The following is an 18,757-nucleotide window of genomic DNA, read 5'->3' on the forward strand; positions in this document are numbered from 1 at the left end:
GGAGGTGCCGGTGAAATGACCATCTACCTGACGCTCACGAACCCGGGCACCCGTCTGTCCTGCGCCGCGGAAGTTGCGGCTGCTCAGCGCCCGGGCACCGGTGTGTCCGTGAGCGCGCACGGGATCCGTGGCATGCGGCGCGTCGAGCGTCGTGCCACTGGTGCTGTCGTCTTCGGGACCGAGGGTGTTCTCAACGCCGTCCCGCAGGCCGATCTGCCGACCATCAAGCAGTTCCGTGTTCCGTTGTCGATACGGGAGCGAAGTTCCTGACCTAGTCAGGACACGAGGCTCACGAAGGCCGCGGAACCGGTAACCCGGATCCGCGGCCTTCGTGTTTTTGGCTGCACAACCCAAGAGGAACAGCGTTGCCCAGCTCTATCTCCCAACCGAAAACCCGTACGACACAAGGAGGAACCACCATGTCTTCGGCCGTCGCCTACACCTCGGGTGAGGCAATATTCGCCGACCTGCTCGACCCCGTCGCGGTACCGGACGTGGCTCTGCCCTGCCGTTCGGGCGACGCGGACCTCTGGTTCGCGGAGTCCCCGGCCGAGCTCGAGCGCGCCAAGGCGCAGTGCGCCGACTGCCCGGTGCGTGAGGCCTGCCTGGCCGGCGCACTGGCCCGGCGCGAGCCGTGGGGCGTCTGGGGTGGCGAGATCTTCGAGCGCGGTGTGGTCATCGCGCGCAAGCGGCCCCGTGGCCGTCCGCGCAAGAACGCCGCCGTCGAGCCGGCCAAGGCCGCCGGCGATCACCGGAGCGCCGCCGCATGAGCGTCGAACCGGTTACCGCACAGGACTACGAAGCGCGGATGTGCCGTCCGCAACTGCAGTTGACGAAGACCGAGATCGAGGAGATCAGCGAGATGTTGCTTTACGAAGAACTGTCCCGGGCCCGAATACGGGACCTGGAGGAAGGGGTCCGCGCCCAGCGGGCCCGAGGTAGCGCTCGTGCCGAGCGCCGCTGGACGCGAGTAGCCCGATGGGCCACCCGCCGGGCGGCGCGGTACCAGGACCAGAGCTGAGCGCAGGGCCCCTGCCACCCCGTTTCGGGGCGGCGGGGGCCCTTGTGCTTGGCCTGTTGTGCGGCGCCGGCTGGTGTTGAATGGGGTGATGCCCGGACACACCCACGACGACATCGACTGGGCGGACCGCCTGGCCCAGCTCCGCATGGCCGACACCCTCGACGCCGAAGCGCTGACGCCCGTCGCGGCGCGCCTGGTCGCCCGGCTGCCGGAGCGACCGGTGGTGGTCGACGTCGGGTGCGGCGCCGGCGGGATGAGCGTGCTTTTCGCGCGCGAGCTCGCCCGCCGCGGCGGGGGCACGGTCGTGCTCGTCGACGCCACGCCTGCTCTGCTCACCGAAGCGCGGCGGGCGGTTTCCGAGGCCGCCACCGAGACGGTCGAGGTGGCGAGCCAGGTCGGCGACCTCGCCGACCCGTCCCTGGGCGGCGCGGTGCCTGCCGCCGACCTGGTGTGGGCGTCGGGCGTCGTTCACCACGTCGGTGATCAGCAGGCCGCGCTGCGCACGTTGGCCGGGTTGCTGCGGCCGGGCGGGGTGCTGGCCATCGGTGAAGGTGGGCTCGAGATGCGGTGCCTCCCTTGGGATCTTGGGGTAGGACGGCCCGGGTTGGAGCAACGGCTGCTCGCCGCGCGAGGTGAGTGGTTCGCCCGGATGCGGGCCGGCATCCCGGGCAGCGTCGCCATGCCGTACGGCTGGCCGAACGCACTCCGCACGGCCGGGCTCTCGGAGGTCGAGTCGTTCGGCGCGCTCATCGACCACCCGATGCCGGGTTCGGACCTCCTCCGTGAGTACGCGGTGCACCGGGTCGGTTGGCTCGCGGAGTCGGTCGGGGAGTGGCTTGCCGCCTCCGACCGCGAGACCGTCGCGGCGTTGATCGATCCGGACGGCCCGGACTACCTCGGCAAACGTGACGACCTGTACCTGTTCGGCGCCAAGGCGATCCACTGTGGATGGTCACGGTGAGCGCGCCGGAGCCAGTGGTGTGCACCCGCTGCGGGCGCACCCGGAGTGCTGACGACGACCCTGTTGCGACGCTCGCGTGGGTGTCGAGCCGCGAGCGGGGTGGGGTGCGGTGGCTGTGCCCGTCCTGCGCGCGGCAGCATGTGCGGGACATCGAAGGCAAGCTGCCGGACGAGTACTGGTGATCAATCGGCGCTCCTGGGGGAAGGGGTGGCGGTTGGGGTTGGACCGGCTTGACCTGCTGCTTTGGTGCGGGCGCGGCTCGACCGACTGAGGTCGCTCGACATCGGCCCGGTCCCGGATTCGGCCCGACCCGGCTTGTCCGGCTCGGCTTGGTGCGACCTGGCCTGGCCCGGGGTCGGGTGTGGGTTGCCGCTCGGACCGGCGAGCCCGGCCTGGCCTGCCGACGCCTGACCTGGCTCCACCTCATCCAGCCCACGCAGGCCCGCCTCGGCTACGCCCAGCTCGGCTCCTGCCCGGATCGGTCGGGTTGCTCGGCTCGCCTGGACCAAGCGATCCCGGACTGGCCCGACCTGCGCGGCCTGAGTAGACGGCTGAGCGAGACCAGCCCGACTGCCTGGCGTCGGCCGACCGGGCTGGTCTCGCTCAGCCCGGCTCGCGATGGCGCGGCAGGCCCTGTCTGGTCGGGTCTGGTCCCGTCGCGACCTGCCTGGCTTGGTTCAGATCGGCCCGGCTCGGCCTGACCGCGCCTGCCCGACTGGCCAGGCGCGGCGGATCTGCCGATCGGGCCTGATCCGGTTCCGGCTCAATCTGCCCAGCTCGGCCACGGCTCGGCCCGGTCCAGCCTCGGCCCGGGCCTATCGGGGCCGGACCCGGCCCGGGCTGTTCTGCTCGGCCGGACTCGTCGAGCCGCACCCGACCCGACTCGACCCGGTTGTGCTGTTCTGTTCGGTCGGCCCAGGCCGGACCTAGCCAGCCCGGCTCAGCCTGGCCTGAGCAGACCGCGTCGGTCTGGCCGTCGGTGCTCGGTCATGCGTCTCTGTTCCGGCCTGGTGGGCCCTTGGGGTTGGTGGCTGTCATGCCGCGTCTCCGATCGGGGTCATCGGGACCGCTCGGACCCGGGGGCGGGGTGTGCGGGATGCGTCGCCGAACGCCAGGGCCAGCTCTTGGGCCACTTCGTCGGGCACCTGGCGTAGCTGGCGGACCGTGCAGCGGACCAGGACTATGCCCGTCGCCGCCAGGGCTAGGTGGGTGAAGCCGCCTGGTTGGCTTGGGCCGCAGCGGTACTGCCATGCCAAGCCCAGCTCGTCCCACCATGCGTCGGCCTCGCCGATTCTGCGGCCTCGGCGGTCGCAGATCGTCACGTCCCAGTTGGGGGGTGGGAGGTGCGCCGTGTCGAGGATTCGGGTCGCCAGGCCGTGGGCCTGGATCGGGCCTTCGTCCAGTTCGCGGAGCACCTTCCGGACCGCCGACGTGCCGCGCTGGGGGCCGGCGTCCAGCTCCGTCAGGAGTTCCTGCCGATCGCACAGGCCCCAGTAGAGCGGCAACGTCAGCAGGTGCCGGATGCGCGCCGGGTTGGGTTCGGTGCGGGCCAGGTCGAGCGTTGCGCGGGCCGGCGGGGCGAACGGCAGTCCGTCGATCATCGCCGGCGCCGGCATCCGGGCCGTGCGCGCCGCGCGGACGCCCTCGCACGCCGTCACTCGGCAGTAGTCCGGCACCAGCAGCTGGATCTCGTCGGTCGCCGGGCACTTGACGCCGTGGGCCCGCAGCGCGTCGGCGCCCGTGATCACCACCCGGGGCCCGTACTGCACCAGCGCGGCGTGCATCAGCTGCGATCGCGTCGGGGCCGCGTTGCGCAGCAGGACAACACCGGGGTGCAGGCGGCGCCACGGCCCGCCGGGGCCGCAGAGCCGCCGGGTTCTTCGGTCGGACACCCCGGCCCTGCGTAACTGTTCGAGGTTCATCACTTCGCAGCTGCCGGGATTACTGAGGGACAGCGGATCGGTGCACTGAGTAGCAGTCATGCCTCGAGCATGACGGCTCGGCCAACCGGGTGGAACCCCGTTCCCCGCAGCTGTGGACAACTCGCCCGGATCACGCCGTTCGCGAGTCGTCCTGTGGACAACTCAGGCGGCGAAACCGGGCTGCCAGCGCTCCACGATGCCGCGGGCCGGGATCTCCGCGTCGAGCTGGCAGAGGATGCCCGTCGACCCCGCCGTCACCCGGTGGATCATCAGGTACTCCGGCGGCAGGTTCAGCGAGCGGCCGACGCGGAAGTCGTTGCCGCGGCTGTCGCCGACGCGCCCCGCCTGCCGCTGCATCCACTTGCGCGTGAAGTGGAACGTCGGCTCGGCCAGTGGCTCGGTGAACGGCGCCAGATACGCGAGCACCTCGTCCGCGGTCAGGTCGCTGTCCGGCCGGATGAACCGGTTCTCCCGCAGCAGGCGCATCAGGTCGGCGGACTCGCCGTCGAGGGCCAGCCGGGTCATCTCGCCCAGGTGGCGGGGGATGCCTTCGGGCAGCCGCGCGACGCCGCCGAAGTCGATGACGCACAGCCTGTCGTCGGCCGTGATCATGAAGTTGCCCGGGTGCGGGTCCGAATGCAGCAGGTGGACACGCTCGGGGGAGGAGTAGTGGAACTCCGTCAGCAGCCGGCCCGCCAGGTTCCGGGTCTGGCGGTCGCCGTCCGCGATCACCTTCGACAACGGGGTGCCGGTCACCCACTCCGTCACGACGACCTTCGGCGCGCTGGCCACCACCCGCGGCACCAGGATGCCGGGATCACCGTCGAACGCCTTCGCGAACGCCCGCTGGTGCTGGGCCTCGGCCTGGTAGTAGAGCTCCTCGTTCATCCGCTCGGCGAGCTCCGCCAGCAGCGGCTTGACCTCGGTGCCGGGCACGAACGCCTGGAACAGCCGGCTGAACCGCTGCAGCTGCCGCAGGTCGCTGCGCAACGCCTCGTCGGCGCCCGGGTACTGCACCTTGACCGCGACCTCGCGGCCGTCATGCCAGACCGCGTGGTGCACCTGACCGATGCTCGCGGCCGCCGCCGGCTCGTCGTCGAACGAGGTGAACCGGCCGGCCCAGGTGCGGCCCAGCTGCTCGGCGAGCACCCGGTGGGTCTGCCGGGTGGACATCGGCGGCGCGGCAGCCTGCAGCTTCGTCAACGCCTCCCGGTACGGCTTCGCCATGTCGTCGGGCACCGCCGCCTCGAAGACGCTCAGCGCCTGGCCGAACTTCATCGCCCCGCCCTTGAGCGTGCCGAGCACCTCGAACAGCTGCTCGGCGGCCTTCGCCGAGAGCGTCGCGCTCACCTGCTCCGCGCTCTGGCCCGCCAGCCGCTTGCCCCACCCGCCGACCGCCCGCCCGGCGATCCCGAGCGGGAGACTGGCGAGCTTGGCGGTACGGGCGGCACCCTTGCGCGGCATCGCGGTGTCACGATCGGCTGGGTCGCGGAAGTCGGTCACACCGGCGATTCTGCCTTGCATCGCCGGAGCCGCGCAGCCTGCTCGCGACGTCTTAGTGGCCTACGTCTCCTGGAGTACGGCCCGGGGACCGCACCCGCAACGCGGATGAGGTGGCCAGCCGCGGTGGCGGATGCGGCCGTCGAAGGCGTCGATTTCGAGGGTGGTGTTCCACGTCGGTGGCGCCGGTTCGGCCGGCGACAGCAGCCGCATGGCCTGGGCCACGGCCAGCGACGCGCAGGCGTGGACGGCGCCGAGGTCGGGCCGCTGGTGCCGCCCGGCGAGCTGGCCGGCGACGCGGGGCCAGCACGGGTCGAGGTCGGTCCGGTGCAGGTCGGCGCAGCGCAGGCACGAGCTGCGGCCCGGCAGCACCAGCGGCCCGACGATGCCGGTGCCGTCGCGGACGCGCGCCATCAGGTGCGGGACGCCGTCCTCCATCAGCTCGGCGACGGTTTCGGGCGCCGGCACGACGGCGTCGGTGAGCAGCGCCAGGTCCGGGTACCGGTCGTGCAGGCGGGTGACGCGGACGTCCGGATCGACGCGGCGGAGCAGGTCACCCAGGGCTTGGCGCCGGGGCCGGCCCAGGTCCGCGTCGGTGAAGCCGGAGCCGAGGTCGTGTTCGGTGACCGTGCCGGACAGCTGCAGCTCGACGTGCCCGATCCCGGCGTTCGCCAGCAGCACGGCGGCCGCGACCGCGATCCGGCCGTCACCGTGCACCGTGACGGCGGCGGCCCGCCGCCGGTCCGACAGCGCTGCGTGATGGTGATGCGCGCGCAGTGACCAGAGGCCGGTTTCGCCGCGGAAACCCGGCCCGTCGGGGCGGCCGGCGTCGGTGACCAGGCCGAGCGCGGTCAGCTGCCGCAGGAGCGCCCGGAGCTGCTCGCGGTGTTCGCTCTCCGCGAGCAGGATCCGCTCGACGGGCCTGCTGCCGTCGAGCGTGCGCAGGTGCGCGACGAGGTCGGGTGGGAGGCCTTCGACGATCACGCCGTGGCGCGGGTCGAGCCCGATCTGGATCTCGCGCGAGCCGCGTTCGAGCACGGTGAGGCCCGGGAGCAGGGCGGGGTGAGCCGGCAGGAGCACCGGTGGCATGTCCGCGGTGGAGAGGATCATGTCCGCAGGATGGCACCCGGTGGACGCCGGACGGCCCCGGAAGACGCCGGATCGGCCGAGTTGTCCACAAGTGGAACCGCCTGTGGACAACTCGGGTCCGTGACCTCGGCGGACTCGGAGTTGTCGGTGGTTGGCCTTACCGTTGTCGAGTGGTCGAAGCACGGATGCCCTCACTGAGAGGCCGGGGGGACACGAGCCCCCTGTCGGACACACCCGGACACAAGGTCGAAGTGCGGCGCAGCCAGCGCCGGCACCGGACGGTCACCGCGTATTGGAACGACGACACGCTCGTCGTGCTCATCCCCGCGCGGATGACCAGGGCGGAGGAGAAACACTGGGTCGCTGAGATGGAGCGCAAGCTCCAGCGCTCGGAACCACGACGCCCGGCGTCCCCGAAGACGTCGGACGAAGCCCTGCTGGCGCGCTGTGCGCTGCTGTCGGGCAAGTACCTGGGCGGCACCGCGGTGCCGGCGAGCGTCCGCTGGGTGCCGCCGATGCGCACGCGGTGGGCGTCCTGCACGCCGGTCGACGCGACCATCCGCGTCAGCGACCGGCTGCGGAAGGTCCCGCCGTGGGTGCTGGACTACGTCCTGGTGCACGAGCTGGCGCACCTGCGCGAGCCCGGCCACGACGCGGCGTTCTGGGCGCTGGTGCGGAAGTACCCGAAGGCGGAACGGGCGATCGGCTACCTGGAGGGCCTGTCGGCCGCTGCCGGGTGGGGGATCTCCGAGGACGACTGATCGGGTTCCGGATGGGGCCGGGGTGATTCGCCGGGTGCGGATCACTCCGGCTGCGTTCGGGGCGGGTTGGTGCGCGGGCCGGTGAGGGTTGCTGGTCGGCGGTGGTGGATGCCCTGCGTGCTGGTCATGCTCGCGGCGGGTGGGCCGGCGGAGTGGTCGGGCTGGTTGGCGAGGACGCCGGTCGGCCGCGGTGGGTGGGCCAGGGGAGTCCGGGTCGTGCTAGCTGGTGAGTTCGCCGGTCGGGGCGCCGGACAGCGGTGGGTCGGCGTGTGCGGCTGGACCGGTCGGCGAGGCTTGCCGGTTCGGCGGCGATGGATGCCCTGTGTGCTGGTCACGGTCGCGGTGGATGGGCCGGCGGAGTCTGGTCGGGCTGGTTGGAGAGGTCACCGGTCGGGCGAGGTGGGTGGGTCCGGGTCGGGCTGGCTTGTGAGTTCGCCGCTCGGCTGTGGCGGGTGGGCCAGGGGCCGGGTCATGCTGATCGGTGAGTTCGCCGGTCGGCTGCGGCGGCAACTCGGCAAGGCGTGGTCAGCTCGGCTGATGATCGTCGGCCGCGGTGGGCTGGACCTCGGCAGCCGGTCAAACAGAACCGGGCGCCTCGCGGATTGCGAGACGCCCGGCTCAGCCACAAACTCAACTCTTGCTGTCGCCGTCCTCAGGTGTCTCCTCCGAGGACGAAGACTTCTCCCGCTCTTCGCGCTCCGAACGCTCGGTGCGCTCCAGCTCGGCGATCGGGTCCAGACCTTCGAGCGAGTCCGTCTCGCCCACTCGCTGGACGAAGTCGATCGGCTCGTCGAGGTCCTCGGCCGTCGGCATCAGGTCCGGGTGGGACCAGAGGCCGTCGCGCTTCTCGACTCCGTGGCGGTCGCCCAGCAGTTTCCACAGCGATGACGCCGCTCGCATGCGGCGGGGGCGCAACTCCAGGCCCACCAACGTTGCGAACGTCTGCTCGGCCGGGCCGCCCGTCGCGCGGCGGCGGCGCAGCGTTTCGCGCAGGGCGTCCGCTCCGGGCAGACGGTCGCCGACCGCCTCGGCCACCACCACGTCCACCCAGCCCTCGACCAGGGCGAGCAGTGTCTCCAGGCGGTTCAGCGCGCCCTTCTGCTCCTCTGTCGTCTGGGGCTCCAGGAGCCCTGACGACATCGCCTCTTCGATGCTCGCCGGGTTGGCCGGGTCGATGCGGCCGGCCAGGGACTCGAGCGCCGACGTGTCCACCGAGATGCCGTGCGCGAACTCCTCGACCGTTGCCAGCAGACGCTGTCGCAGCCACGGCACGTGCGTGAAGAGGCGCTGGTGCGCGGCCTCGCGCGCGGCCAGGAAGACCAGGATCTCGCTGCTCGGCAGCTCCAGGCCCTCGGCGAACTTCTCGATGTTCGCCGGCAGCAGCGCCGACGTCCCGGCCGGGGCCAGCGGCAGGCCGATCTCGGACGCCGTCAGCATCTCCGACGCGAGCTGGGCCAGCGCGTTGCCGAGCTGGGAGCCGAAGGCCATCCCGCCCATCTGCCCCATCATCTGGAGCAGCGGACCGGCCGCCTCCTTGGCCTCCGCCGGCAGCGCCTCCATCCAGGCGCCCGAGATCTGGCGGGCGACCGGGTCGCACAGCCGCTGCCAGGTCGGCAGGGTCTTCTCCACCCAGGTGCGCGGCGACCAGGCCACCGCCGACGTCGCGCCGGCCGGGAACTGGGTGGCCGCGTCGAGCCACAGCTCGGCCAGGTGGGCGGCGTCGCGGACGGCGGCGTTCGAGTCGTCGCCGCCGGAGAAGCCGAGGCGGCTCTCGCCGGTGTTGCCGGCGCTGCCCAGCGTCTGGAGGGCGATCTGCTTGGCGAGGTCGTAGTTCACCGGCCCGCTGGAAGTACCGGCCTGGCTGAGCATCTGGCCCAGCTGGCTCAGCATCTGCCCGAGCTGGTTGAAGGCCTCGGCGCCCGACGGCTCCGAGGGGTCGTTCTCACCTCGTTTGTCGGGATCGGAAGGTCCGAAGCCGAACGGGGGTTTGCTCATGTGTCCACCGTACGCGGGTCGGGAAGCCTCCAGCGCGTCATGTGCGTGGCCTTCACCGAGAAGCGAACACGGTCACCGTACGCTGTCGGGCGTGACCAAGTCCTCCGAGCAGACCGCGCCCGCGAAGAGCAGCCCGGAACCCGGCGCCGAGCCCGCCGGGGAGGCCCGGCGGATGACCCGCCGCGGCTGGACGCTCGTGGTCAGCGGCTCGCTGTTCCTGATCTTCGTGGTGCTCGGCTCGGTCGTGCCGGTGCCGTTCGTGGCGATCAGCCCGGGTCCGACCTACGACACGCTGGGTCGCGACGCCGCGGGCAGCCCGGTCATCCAGGTGACCGGTCACCAGACCTTCCCGACCACCGGCGAGCTGCGGATGACGACCGTCTCCCTGCACGACGGCGTCACGCTCTTCCAGGGCCTCGGCTTCTGGGCCAGCGGCCGCTTCGCGCTCGCGCCGCGCGAGGAGTACTTCAAGCCGGGCGAGACGAACGAACAGGTCAAGCAGGAGAACATCCAACAGTTGCAGGACTCGCAGTCCAACGCCCAGGTCGCCGCCCTGCGCAAGCTCGGCTACCCGATCAAGGTGCTGGCGAAGCAGATCGTCTCCGGCAGCCCGGCCGACCACGTGCTCGCCCCCGGCGACAAGCTGATCACGGTGAACGGCAAGAAGATCGTCGAAGCCGCGGACGTCCGCGCCGCGCTGGCCGGCACCCTGCCCGGCCAGACCGTGCAGATCACCTTCCAGTCCGAGGGCCAGCCCGAGCGGACCGTCCCGCTCACGCTCGCCTCGCGGCCGGACCGCAAGGAAGGCTTCATCGGCCTCACCGCGGCCGACCGCGCCGAGGCGCCCTTCACCGTGAACATCTCGCTGCAGGACGTCGGCGGCCCGTCGGCCGGGCTGATGTTCACCCTGGCGATCATCGACCGGCTCAAGGGTGAGGACATCGCGGGCGGCCGTCACATCGCCGGCACCGGCGAGATCAGCGAAACGGGCGAGGTCGGCCCGATCGGCGGGATCTCGTTCAAGGTGGTCGGCGCACGCGAGGCCGGCGCCACCGACTTCCTGGTGCCCGAGCACAACTGCGCCGAGGCCAAGACGACCGCGCCCGACGGGCTGAACCTGATCAAGGTGTCCACACTGGACGACGCGCTCGCCCAGCTGGGCAACCTGAAGGCGGGCCGGCCGACGGCGTCCTGCTAGGGCAGCAGCGTGGCCTTCAACGCCTCGAGCAGGTTCGGGGCCAGGTCGGGGCTTTCCACGAGCTCGTCCACGGTTTCGTCGGTGCCCTCGGCGGTGCCGATCCCGCGCAGCCGCATCACGCAGCCGCCTTCGCCGTCGCGCAGCACCGCGGCCACCAGCCGGGCCTCGGTCCGCCGCGGGTGGTCCGCGGCCGCGCGGCGCAGGCTGTCCGCGTCCGCCTCGGCGACGTCCGGCAGCTCCGACTCCGCGCCCGGCGGGAGCACGATGATCTCCTGGGCCAGCGCGCACCCGATCACCAGATCGGGCCACGCGATCCGGCCCAGCGCCTCGGCGAGGTCGCCTTCGGGCAGCGCTTCCTGCGCCACCGGCGTCAGCGGGTTCGCGCGGTCCAGCTGCCCGGCCAGCTCCGGCTGCTCGTCCAGCAGCGCCGCCGTCGGCACCAGCGCGAACAGCTGCGGGGGCTGGTTCCAGCCGCCCGCGGCCATGAACTCCTCGATTTCGCGGGCGAGAGCGGCCACGCCGGCCTGCTGCGGTTCCATGCGCACATCGTGTCAGGCCGGTCTCCGCGACACCGCCGCGAGTCCGGTTTGGGCGGGTCCCGGGAACTTCACCCGGCATCCGTAGAGTTAGGGAATCAGGGGGCGCACGCGCCCCTGCTCGAGTGTTGAACTAAGACAGGAGCGTGTGCCGTGGCGACTCGGCCCCCGGTGAGCCTGCCGAAGCTGTCCCGGCGGAGCCGGATCCTCCTCATCATCGCCGCGGTGATCGTGCTGGCGCTCCTGCTCGGAGCCCGCTTGCTCGACACGTACGTCGACTGGTTGTGGTTCGGGGAGGTCGGGGCGCGTTCGGTGTTCACCACCCAGGTGGTGACGCGGATCATCCTCTTCTTCGCCGTCGGGCTGCTCGTCGGCGGCGCGCTCGCGGTCAGCCTGATGATCGCCTACCGGACCCGCCCGGTGTTCGTGCCGATCTCCGGCGCCGACGACCCGCTGGCCCGCTACCGGTCCGCGATCGTCGCCCGGATCCGCCTCTTCGGCATCGGCATCCCGGTGCTGACCGGCCTGATCGCCGGGCTGTCCGCGCAGGGTGACTGGCAGGTCGTGCAGCTGTTCCTCAACGGCACCACGTTCGGCCAGACGGATCCCGAGTTCGGCAACGACGTCGGCTTCTACGCCTTCAGCCTGCCGTTCTACAACTGGCTGCTGGGCTGGCTGTTCATCACGGTCGTCATCTCTTTCTTCGGCGCGCTGATCTCGCACTACGTGTTCGGCGGCATCCGGCTGGCCGGCAAGGGCGGCCAGCTCGCCGGCCCGACCCGCGCGCAACTCGCGATCACCGTCGGCATCTTCGTGCTGCTGAAGGCCGCGGAGTACTTCTTCGACCGGTACAACCTGCTGTTGTCCGACCGGAACATGCCGCTGTTCGTCGGTGCTACCTACACCGACCTGAACGCGGTCCTGCCCGCGAAGCTGATCCTGTTGTGCATCTCGGTGATCTGCGCGATCGCGTTCTTCGCCGGCGCCTTCCTGCGCAACCTGCAGCTGCCGGCGATCGCGCTGGTGCTGCTGATCCTGTCGAGCATCCTGGTCGGCGTCGCGTGGCCGGCCATCCTCGACCAGTTCTCGGTCAAGCCCAACGCGAACGAGAAGGAAGCGACGTCCATCCAGCGCAACATGGACGCCACGCGCAAGGCGTTCGGCCTCACCGACGTCCAGTACCAGCCGTACACGGGCAAGACCGACGCGACGCCGGCCCAGATCAAGGCCGACACCGGGACGATGTCGAACATCCGGCTGCTCGACCCGAACATCCTCTCCGACACCTTCACCCAGCGCGTCGGCCGCGAGAACTTCTACGGCTTCCCGGCCAAGCTGGACATCGACCGCTACACGGTCAACGGCGTGACGCAGGACTACATCGTCGCGGCCAAGGAGATCAAGACCGAGGGCCTCACCGGCAACCAGACCAGCTGGATCAACAAGCACCTCGTCTACACACACGGCAACGGCTTCGTGGCCGCGCCCGCGAACACGATCGACCGCGCGGTCAAGGACGCCAACTCCGACGGCGGCTACCCGATCGCGACGACCAGCGACACGCAGAACCCGACCGGCGCCGGCTCCACCGGCGGCGCCCCCGGCATCGAGGTCAAGCAGCCCCGCATCTACTACGGCGAGCTGTCCGCCGCGGACTCCGACTACGCCATCGTCGGCGGCCAGGGCGCGCCCGGCGAGTACGACACCGCCACCGACCGCTACAACTACAACGGCAGCGGCGGCGTCTCGGTCGACAACTGGTTCAACCGCCTGGCCTTCGCCGCGGAGTACGGCGAACGCAACATCCTGTTCTCCGACGCCATCGGCGACAACTCGAAGATCATGTACAACCGCGACCCGCGCGACCGCGTCAGCAAGATCGCGCCGTGGCTGACCCTCGACGGCGACCCGTACCCCGCGGTCGTCGACGGCAAGATCCAGTGGATCATCGACGGCTACACGACGATCAACAACTTCCCGTACTCGCAGCAGACGCAGCTCAACGCGGCCACGAACGACTCCCTCAACGGTGTCGCCCGGCAGGCCAACAGCTCCATCAACTACATCCGGAACTCGGTCAAGGCGACCGTCGACGCCTTCGACGGCACGGTGAACCTGTACTCGATCGACGACAAGGAACCGGTCCTCAACGCCTGGGAGAAGGTCTTCCCCGGGCTCGTGAAGCCCAGCTCCGAGATCTCCCCGGACCTGCGGGCGCACTTCCGCTACCCCGAGGACCTCTTCAAGATCCAGCGTGAGCTGCTGTCGCGCTACCACGTCAGCAACCCGCAGGAGTTCTATTCCCAGCAGGCGTTCTGGAGCGTCCCGCAGGACCCGACCGCCGAGGGCGGCGCCAACCCGGCCGCGGCCGGCGCCGCCAACCAGCCCGGTTACTACGTCCTCGCGGACACCCCGGGCCAGAGCAAACCGACGTTCCAGCTGACGAGCTCCCTCACCGGTCTCCAGCGCCAGTACCTCGCGTCCTGGATGTCGGTGTCCTCGGACGCGGCCGACTACGGGAAGATCCGCGTCCTCCAGCTACCCAGCGCGGCGACCGGGGCCACCCAGGTCGACGGTCCGGTCCAAGTCCAGAACCGGTTCCAGAGTGATCCACGCGTCGCGCAGGACCGGACGTTGTTCAACAACCCCAACGTCATCCCCATCTACGGCAACCTGATCACGCTGCCGGTCGCCGAAGGGTTCCTCTACGTCGAACCCGTCTACATCCGGCAGCGCAACCAGAACAGCTACCCGCAGCTGGCCCGCGTCCTCGTCTCCTACGGACCCAAGGTCGGCTACGGCGCCACCCTCCAGGAAGCCCTCGACCAGGTCTTCGGCGCCGGCACCGGCGAAGCCACGACCACACCGCCCCAAGCCGGGCAGCCGACGACCACACCACCCACCACACCCACGACCACGCCGACCACCACCCCGCCACCCAACACCGGCGGCGGCAACACGGCGCTCGACAAGGCGGTCACGGACCTCGACGCGGCCCTCGCCAAGCTCAAGGCGGCGCAGCAGTCGGGCAACTTCACCGACCAGGGCGCGGCGCTCACCGCGCTGCAAGCAGCCGTCCAGGAGTACCAGACGGCCAAGTCCCAATCGGCCACGACCAGCAACCCACCACCCAGCAGCCAGCCGGGAAGGTGACCTCGGCAACGCTCATGGCACCTGCTTTGCACCCCCGCGAAACCAGGGCGTAAGGTAGGTGTCACGACGCGGGGTGGAGCAGCTCGGTAGCTCGCTGGGCTCATAACCCAGAGGTCGCAGGTTCAAATCCTGTCCCCGCTACAGAGGTTGGGAGGGGTGTGCGGACGGAATGCGTCCGCCACCCCTCCTTCGCATTTGTCCCGGGGGTCGAACCCCCGGACCCCCGCCAGGGGGGCTTCGCCGCCCCTGGACCCCCCGGTGCCTGGTTGCGTCAGGTGGTGAGCCAGCTTTTTGTGGATCCCGTTGTGTTTGCCACGTAGCCGTCTGGGCGGACCAGGATTCTCGTTAGATCGGGCCAGGGGAGGGTTGGTACCTCGGCTACTACTACCTCTGGGTGTGGGGATTGTTCTTGCGTTTTTGTCAGTAGGACGAACTTTCCACTGTGGAACAAGGTGCTTGCGAAGCCTTTGCCTACGGGGAAGTCGGGGAGGCGGGCGCCTGCTGCTGGGTGGTTTTCGCTGCTCTTGTAGCGGATGTTGAGGCCGGAGACCAGGCCTGACAGCTTGTGCTGGACCTCCGGGAGCGTTGTCAGGTCTCGGAACAGGGCTCGTAGGGCCAGTTGGTCTGGGGTCAGGGGGATCAGGGCGTTCTGGGCCGCTACGTTCTGGAGCACGTCTGATGCGACTGTGCGGCGCTCCTCTTCGTACGAGTCCAGCAGTTTTGGTGGTGCGTGGCCGTTCAGTTCTGCTGACAGTTTCCAGCCCAGGTTCATTGCGTCCTGGATGCCCAGGTTCAGGCCCTGGCCGCCGGCTGGGAAGTGCGTGTGGGCCGCGTCGCCTGCCAGGAGGACTCGGCCCACTCGGTACTTTGCCGCCAGGCGGCTGTCGTCTGAGAAGCGGGAGATCCAGCGGATCTCCTTGATCTTTGCTTCTGGGCCGAAGCGTTCTTCGATTGCTGCGTGGACTTCTTCTTCGGGGACTGGGGCTCGGAGGTTTGCTGGGCGGTTCAGGCGGTCGCCGTAGCTCAGGCGGTAGAGGTTTGGTTCGGCCAGGGGGATCAGGCCGATGAACTTGCCGGGGCTCAGGGACGTCACCATGTTGCCCATCGAGCGCCACTCCGTGGGCGCTCCTGGTGGTGTTTGGTGGAAGAGGACGTCGGCCGAGACGCCGTGGCCTCGGCCGTCGATTCCTTCGAACGGCAGGTTCAGGGCCTTGCGGACCGTGCTGCGGCCGCCGTCGCAGCCCACCAGGTAGGCCGCTCGGATCCGGAGGTCGCCCGCCGTGACCGTCACGCCGGTGGCGTCCTGCTCGAAGCCGGTCAGTTCGTGGCCGCGCAGCACCTTCACCCCCTGCTCGGCCAGACGCTCCTCCAGTGCCGCTTCGACCTGCGCCTGCGGGATGCCCACCTGGTACGGGTGCCGCGTGTCCCAGCCGGCGTAGCTCACCGGGATCACCGAGAAGTGTCCGTCCGCGACAGTCGCGAACGAGCGCTCCTCCGCCCGGCCGAGCAGACCGCGCAGATCCAGCATCTCCGCCGTCCGCGGCTGCAGGTTCAGCGCCTTCGACAGCCCGGTGCGGCCGGGCAGCCGCTCCAGGACCACGACGTCCACTCCGGCCAGCGCCAGCTCGTTCGCCAGCATCAGCCCGGTCGGCCCCGCCCCCGCGACGACCACCCCGGCGTTCAGGTTGTCCATCCCCAGCTCCTTAACAACGTTAAATTGACCTGTCCCGAGGATGCCCTTAACATCGTTAAACTGTCAAGCGAGTACGACGAGGAGATCCGGGAACATGGCCCTGACCAGGCGGGACATCGCGCGTTCGGGGCTGAAGCTGCTCAACGAGGCCGGCCTCAACGGGCTCACGCTGCGGCTGATCGCCGCCGACCTCGGGGTCAAGGCGCCGGCGCTCTACTGGCACCTGAAGAACAAGGAGGAGCTGCTCGACGAAATGGCGACGCAGATGTACGCCGACTCCTTCGAGGACCGGCGGCCGCCGGACGACCTGGGGGAGTGGGAGGCCGTCGCGTACCGCGCGCGGGCGCTGCGCGCCATGATGCTGGCCTACCGGGACGGCGGGAAGGTCTTCGCCGGGACCTTCCTCGGCGACACGGGCCTGGTCGAGGGGAGCCCGCTGCGGCGGAGCATCGACGCCGGCCTCGACGCGCGCCGGGCGGCCCAGGCGCTGTTCACCGTGTACAGCTACGTCGTCGGCTTCACGATCGAAGAGCAGGCCGTCTACCCGATGCCCGGGCAGCTGGACGAGCGCTACCGCACCGAGGCGGCCGGTGATCTCCTCGCCGACGTCGGTTCGCGGTTCGAAGACGGTCTGGTGATGGTCCTCAGTGGAGCCCGCCAGTGGCTCGGAGTGGGGTAATGCCTGGTCAGAGCGTTATGCGACCCCGGTGTAAACCGCGTTGCCACCCCGTGTAATCTATTCAAGTACCACAACGGCGCGGGGTGGAGCAGCTCGGTAGCTCGCTGGGCTCATAACCCAGAGGTCGCAGGTTCAAATCCTGTCCCCGCTACCACGAAGAGGCACGTTCTCGGAAATCCGGGAACGTGCCTCTTTTGTCATGTTCGCACGAGTTTTGCTGCCGACTTTCCCGCGAAACTGTCGAATGACCGCGGATTCCACGATGTGGACCCCGGGCCGGTGCGGTTGCGGTGCGTGTCCGGAGTCGGCCAAGCCGGGGAGGGGCCGCCCGGCGAACTCACCTGCCTGGTGGTTGCCGGAGCCGTTCGCATGCGGCTGGTCGGACCAATGCGTGGCCCCGGTGGTTGCACAGCGTGTCCGCGGTCCACTGTGGACCTGCTCGCATTGGGCCGAACGAGGGGATCTCACTAGCCACAATGGACAGATCCGCTGACCACTGTGGACACAGCGGCCGATAAGTGGGAATCTAGGGGACGTGTCCGAATTGAATGCAACAGCCGCCGCCCTGCTCGGTCTGCTCCACGACGGTCCCGCCACCGGCGGGCAGCTCGTCGCGGGGGCCGGTGAGCGGTTCGGTGCCTTCTTCAGCGTCACCCGCAGCCAGGTGTACCGGGAGCTCCCGGCGCTGTCCAAGGAAGGCCTCGTCCGGCTCGGCAAGCAGGGCCCGCGCTCCAGCCAGCAGTACCTGATCACCGCGGCCGGGAAGAAGGCCTTCAAGGCCTGGCTGACCTCCGAGGCCGGCCCTGACCACCTCCGCAGCCCGCTCATCCTGCGGCTCGTGCACGCGGGGTCGCTGACGGCGAAGCAGCGCCAGACGCTGCTCGAGTCGGCGCGGACGAGCTACAGCCAGCAGCTCGACGACGCGAAGACGGCCACCAAGGCCGCCGACGGGCCGTACGAGAAGGCTGTCGCCGAGTTCGCCCAGGCGCAGGCGAAGGCCGCGCTGAAGCTGCTCGACGCCATCCCCGCGGCCTGAGGTTCGCACTCCCACGACCGGTCCTCGCAACCGGTCGTGGGTTTTGCCGTAACCTTGACAAACGTGAGTGATGAGTTCGACGCGGCACTGAAGGACCTGACCGGCAAGCTGACGCAGATCGAGTCGGTGATGGACCTGGATGCGCTGCGTGCCCAGGTGGCCGACTTGGAGCAGCAGGCTTCGAGCCCGACCCTGTGGGACGACCCGGAGGCGGCCCAGAAGGTCACCAGCCAGCTGTCCCACCGGCAGGGCGAGCTGCGGCGGGTCAGCGACCTGCGCCAGCGGCTCGACGACCTCGGCGTGCTGTACGAACTCGCCGAGGCCGAGGGCGACGCCGGCAGCATGGGCGAGGCCGAAACCGAGCTCGGCGACCTCGGCAAGGCCGTCGACGGCCTCGAGGTCCGCACCCTGCTCTCCGGGGAGTACGACGACCGCAACGCCGTCGTCACGATCCGGTCCGAGGCCGGTGGCGTCGACGCGGCCGACTTCGCCGAGATGCTCCTGCGCATGTACCTGCGCTGGGCCGAGCGCCACGGCTACCCGACCGACGTCTACGACATCTCCTACGCCGAAGAGGCGGGCATCAAGTCGGCGACGTTCAAGGTCACCGCCCCCTACGTCTACGGCACCCTCTCGGTCGAGCAGGGCACCCACCGGCTCGTCCGGATCTCGCCGTTCGACAACCAGAGCCGCCGCCAGACGTCGTTCGCGCACGTCGAGGTGCTGCCGGAGGTCGAAGAGGTCGACCACGTCGACATCGCGGAGAAGGACATCCGCGTCGACGTCTACCGCTCGTCCGGCCCGGGTGGACAGAGCGTCAACACGACCGACTCCGCGGTGCGCATCACGCACCTGCCGACCGGCATCGTCGTCTCCTGCCAGAACGAGAAGTCGCAGCTGCAGAACAAGGCCGCCGCGCTGAAGGTCCTCCAGGCCCGGCTGATGCTGCGTAAGAAGGAAGAGGAGCGCGCCGAGATGGACGCGCTCAAGGACGGCGGCTCCAGCTGGGGCAACCAGATGCGCTCCTACGTCCTGCACCCGTACCAGATGGTCAAGGACCTCCGGACCGACTTCGAGGTCGGCAACCCGAGCGCGGTCCTCGACGGCGAGATCGACGGCTTCCTCGACGCCGGCATCCGCTGGCGCAAGCAGTCGGCGGCCGTTTAACGGCGCAAGGGGTGTTCGCGCGACCGCTCACCGTGCGCAAACGCCC

General features: G+C 70.1%; 17 protein-coding genes and 2 tRNA genes. 13 read left to right on the forward strand and 6 right to left on the reverse strand.

Annotated features, from left to right (window positions below; translation table 11 throughout):
* The first annotated feature begins 15 nt into the window (after positions 1 to 15).
* The 5 genes from ACZ63J_RS33590 (at position 16) to ACZ63J_RS33610 (ending at position 2,164) form a co-directional block, all read left to right on the forward strand.
* Positions 16 to 270 carry a hypothetical protein gene (locus tag ACZ63J_RS33590; protein WP_465311740.1) on the forward strand — a complete coding sequence of 85 codons (255 nt, stop codon included), beginning with the start codon at positions 16 to 18 and terminating at the stop codon, positions 268 to 270.
* 149 nt (positions 271 to 419) lie between these two features.
* The gene (locus ACZ63J_RS33595; protein WP_465311739.1) at positions 420 to 770 is read left to right on the forward strand and encodes a WhiB family transcriptional regulator; all 351 of its coding nucleotides are present in this window, start codon (positions 420 to 422) and stop codon (positions 768 to 770) included.
* Positions 767 to 1,021, forward strand: coding sequence for a hypothetical protein (locus ACZ63J_RS33600; protein WP_465338569.1), 255 nt, complete (start codon positions 767 to 769; stop codon positions 1,019 to 1,021). Before ACZ63J_RS33595 ends, ACZ63J_RS33600 begins: the two co-directional genes overlap by 4 nt.
* 88 nt (positions 1,022 to 1,109) lie before the next feature.
* On the forward strand, positions 1,110 to 1,982 hold the full coding sequence (locus ACZ63J_RS33605; protein WP_465398791.1) for a class I SAM-dependent methyltransferase: 873 nt from the start codon (positions 1,110 to 1,112) through the stop codon (positions 1,980 to 1,982).
* Positions 1,979 to 2,164, forward strand: a complete 186-nt coding sequence (locus tag ACZ63J_RS33610) for a hypothetical protein (protein ID WP_465399179.1) — start codon at positions 1,979 to 1,981, stop codon at positions 2,162 to 2,164. The genes ACZ63J_RS33605 and ACZ63J_RS33610 overlap by 4 nt, the downstream gene beginning before the upstream one ends.
* An 852-nt stretch (positions 2,165 to 3,016) precedes the next feature.
* Here the strand turns inward: ACZ63J_RS33610 and ACZ63J_RS33615 are convergent.
* From ACZ63J_RS33615 to ACZ63J_RS33625, 3 genes are all read right to left on the reverse strand, one after another.
* Positions 3,017 to 3,904 carry a hypothetical protein gene (locus ACZ63J_RS33615; protein ID WP_465399180.1) on the reverse strand — a complete coding sequence of 296 codons (888 nt, stop codon included), beginning with the start codon at positions 3,902 to 3,904 and terminating at the stop codon, positions 3,017 to 3,019.
* 162 nt (positions 3,905 to 4,066) lie between these two features.
* Positions 4,067 to 5,407 (reverse strand): ABC1 kinase family protein, encoded by a 1,341-nt coding sequence (locus tag ACZ63J_RS33620; protein WP_465398792.1) that lies wholly within the window; start codon positions 5,405 to 5,407, stop codon positions 4,067 to 4,069.
* 60 nt (positions 5,408 to 5,467) lie between these two features.
* Positions 5,468 to 6,514, reverse strand: a complete 1,047-nt coding sequence (locus ACZ63J_RS33625) for a ThiF family adenylyltransferase (RefSeq protein WP_465398793.1) — start codon at positions 6,512 to 6,514, stop codon at positions 5,468 to 5,470.
* A gap of 230 nt (positions 6,515 to 6,744) precedes the next feature.
* On the opposite strand from ACZ63J_RS33625, the gene ACZ63J_RS33630 reads away from it, so the two are divergent.
* Positions 6,745 to 7,254 (forward strand): M48 metallopeptidase family protein, encoded by a 510-nt coding sequence (locus ACZ63J_RS33630; protein WP_465398794.1) that lies wholly within the window; start codon positions 6,745 to 6,747, stop codon positions 7,252 to 7,254.
* A 630-nt stretch (positions 7,255 to 7,884) separates the two neighbouring features.
* Here the strand turns inward: ACZ63J_RS33630 and ACZ63J_RS33635 are convergent.
* Positions 7,885 to 9,249, reverse strand: coding sequence for a zinc-dependent metalloprotease (locus tag ACZ63J_RS33635; protein WP_465398795.1), 1,365 nt, complete (start codon positions 9,247 to 9,249; stop codon positions 7,885 to 7,887).
* A gap of 91 nt (positions 9,250 to 9,340) precedes the next feature.
* Between ACZ63J_RS33635 and ACZ63J_RS33640 the strand changes: the two genes are divergently transcribed.
* Positions 9,341 to 10,447: a YlbL family protein gene (locus ACZ63J_RS33640; protein WP_465398796.1), complete on the forward strand. Its 1,107-nt coding sequence runs from the start codon at positions 9,341 to 9,343 to the stop codon at positions 10,445 to 10,447.
* On the opposite strand, the gene ACZ63J_RS33645 is transcribed toward ACZ63J_RS33640, so the two are convergent.
* A complete protein-coding gene (locus tag ACZ63J_RS33645) occupies positions 10,444 to 10,986 on the reverse strand; it encodes a PPA1309 family protein (RefSeq protein ID WP_465311731.1) in 543 nt (180 codons plus the stop codon). The two genes, ACZ63J_RS33640 and ACZ63J_RS33645, sit on opposite strands and share 4 nt — an antisense overlap.
* A gap of 150 nt (positions 10,987 to 11,136) precedes the next feature.
* Here ACZ63J_RS33645 and ACZ63J_RS33650 point away from each other — a divergent pair, with 150 nt between their 5' ends.
* Both ACZ63J_RS33650 and ACZ63J_RS33655 read left to right on the forward strand, forming a co-directional pair.
* Positions 11,137 to 14,136 carry a UPF0182 family protein gene (locus tag ACZ63J_RS33650; RefSeq protein WP_465398797.1) on the forward strand — a complete coding sequence of 1,000 codons (3,000 nt, stop codon included), beginning with the start codon at positions 11,137 to 11,139 and terminating at the stop codon, positions 14,134 to 14,136.
* A 67-nt stretch (positions 14,137 to 14,203) separates the two neighbouring features.
* Positions 14,204 to 14,277: transfer RNA gene (locus tag ACZ63J_RS33655), tRNA-Met, on the forward strand.
* Positions 14,278 to 14,407: 130 nt separating this feature from the next.
* Here ACZ63J_RS33655 and ACZ63J_RS33660 read toward each other — a convergent pair.
* Positions 14,408 to 15,829 (reverse strand): FAD-dependent monooxygenase, encoded by a 1,422-nt coding sequence (locus ACZ63J_RS33660; protein ID WP_465398798.1) that lies wholly within the window; start codon positions 15,827 to 15,829, stop codon positions 14,408 to 14,410.
* A 94-nt stretch (positions 15,830 to 15,923) separates the two neighbouring features.
* Here ACZ63J_RS33660 and ACZ63J_RS33665 point away from each other — a divergent pair, with 94 nt between their 5' ends.
* The 4 genes from ACZ63J_RS33665 to prfB all read left to right on the forward strand — a co-directional run bounded on the left by ACZ63J_RS33665 (position 15,924) and on the right by prfB (position 18,711).
* On the forward strand, positions 15,924 to 16,508 hold the full coding sequence (locus ACZ63J_RS33665; protein ID WP_465398799.1) for a TetR/AcrR family transcriptional regulator C-terminal domain-containing protein: 585 nt from the start codon (positions 15,924 to 15,926) through the stop codon (positions 16,506 to 16,508).
* Positions 16,509 to 16,585: 77 nt separating this feature from the next.
* Positions 16,586 to 16,662, forward strand: a tRNA-Met gene (locus ACZ63J_RS33670).
* A gap of 381 nt (positions 16,663 to 17,043) precedes the next feature.
* Positions 17,044 to 17,544: a PadR family transcriptional regulator gene (locus ACZ63J_RS33675; RefSeq protein ID WP_465311727.1), complete on the forward strand. Its 501-nt coding sequence runs from the start codon at positions 17,044 to 17,046 to the stop codon at positions 17,542 to 17,544.
* A 63-nt stretch (positions 17,545 to 17,607) separates the two neighbouring features.
* The gene (prfB, locus tag ACZ63J_RS33680; RefSeq protein ID WP_465398800.1) at positions 17,608 to 18,711 is read left to right on the forward strand and encodes a peptide chain release factor 2; all 1,104 of its coding nucleotides are present in this window, start codon (positions 17,608 to 17,610) and stop codon (positions 18,709 to 18,711) included.
* The last annotated feature ends 46 nt before the right edge of the window (positions 18,712 to 18,757 follow it).

Source organism: Amycolatopsis sp. NPDC104863, assembly GCF_055582965.1.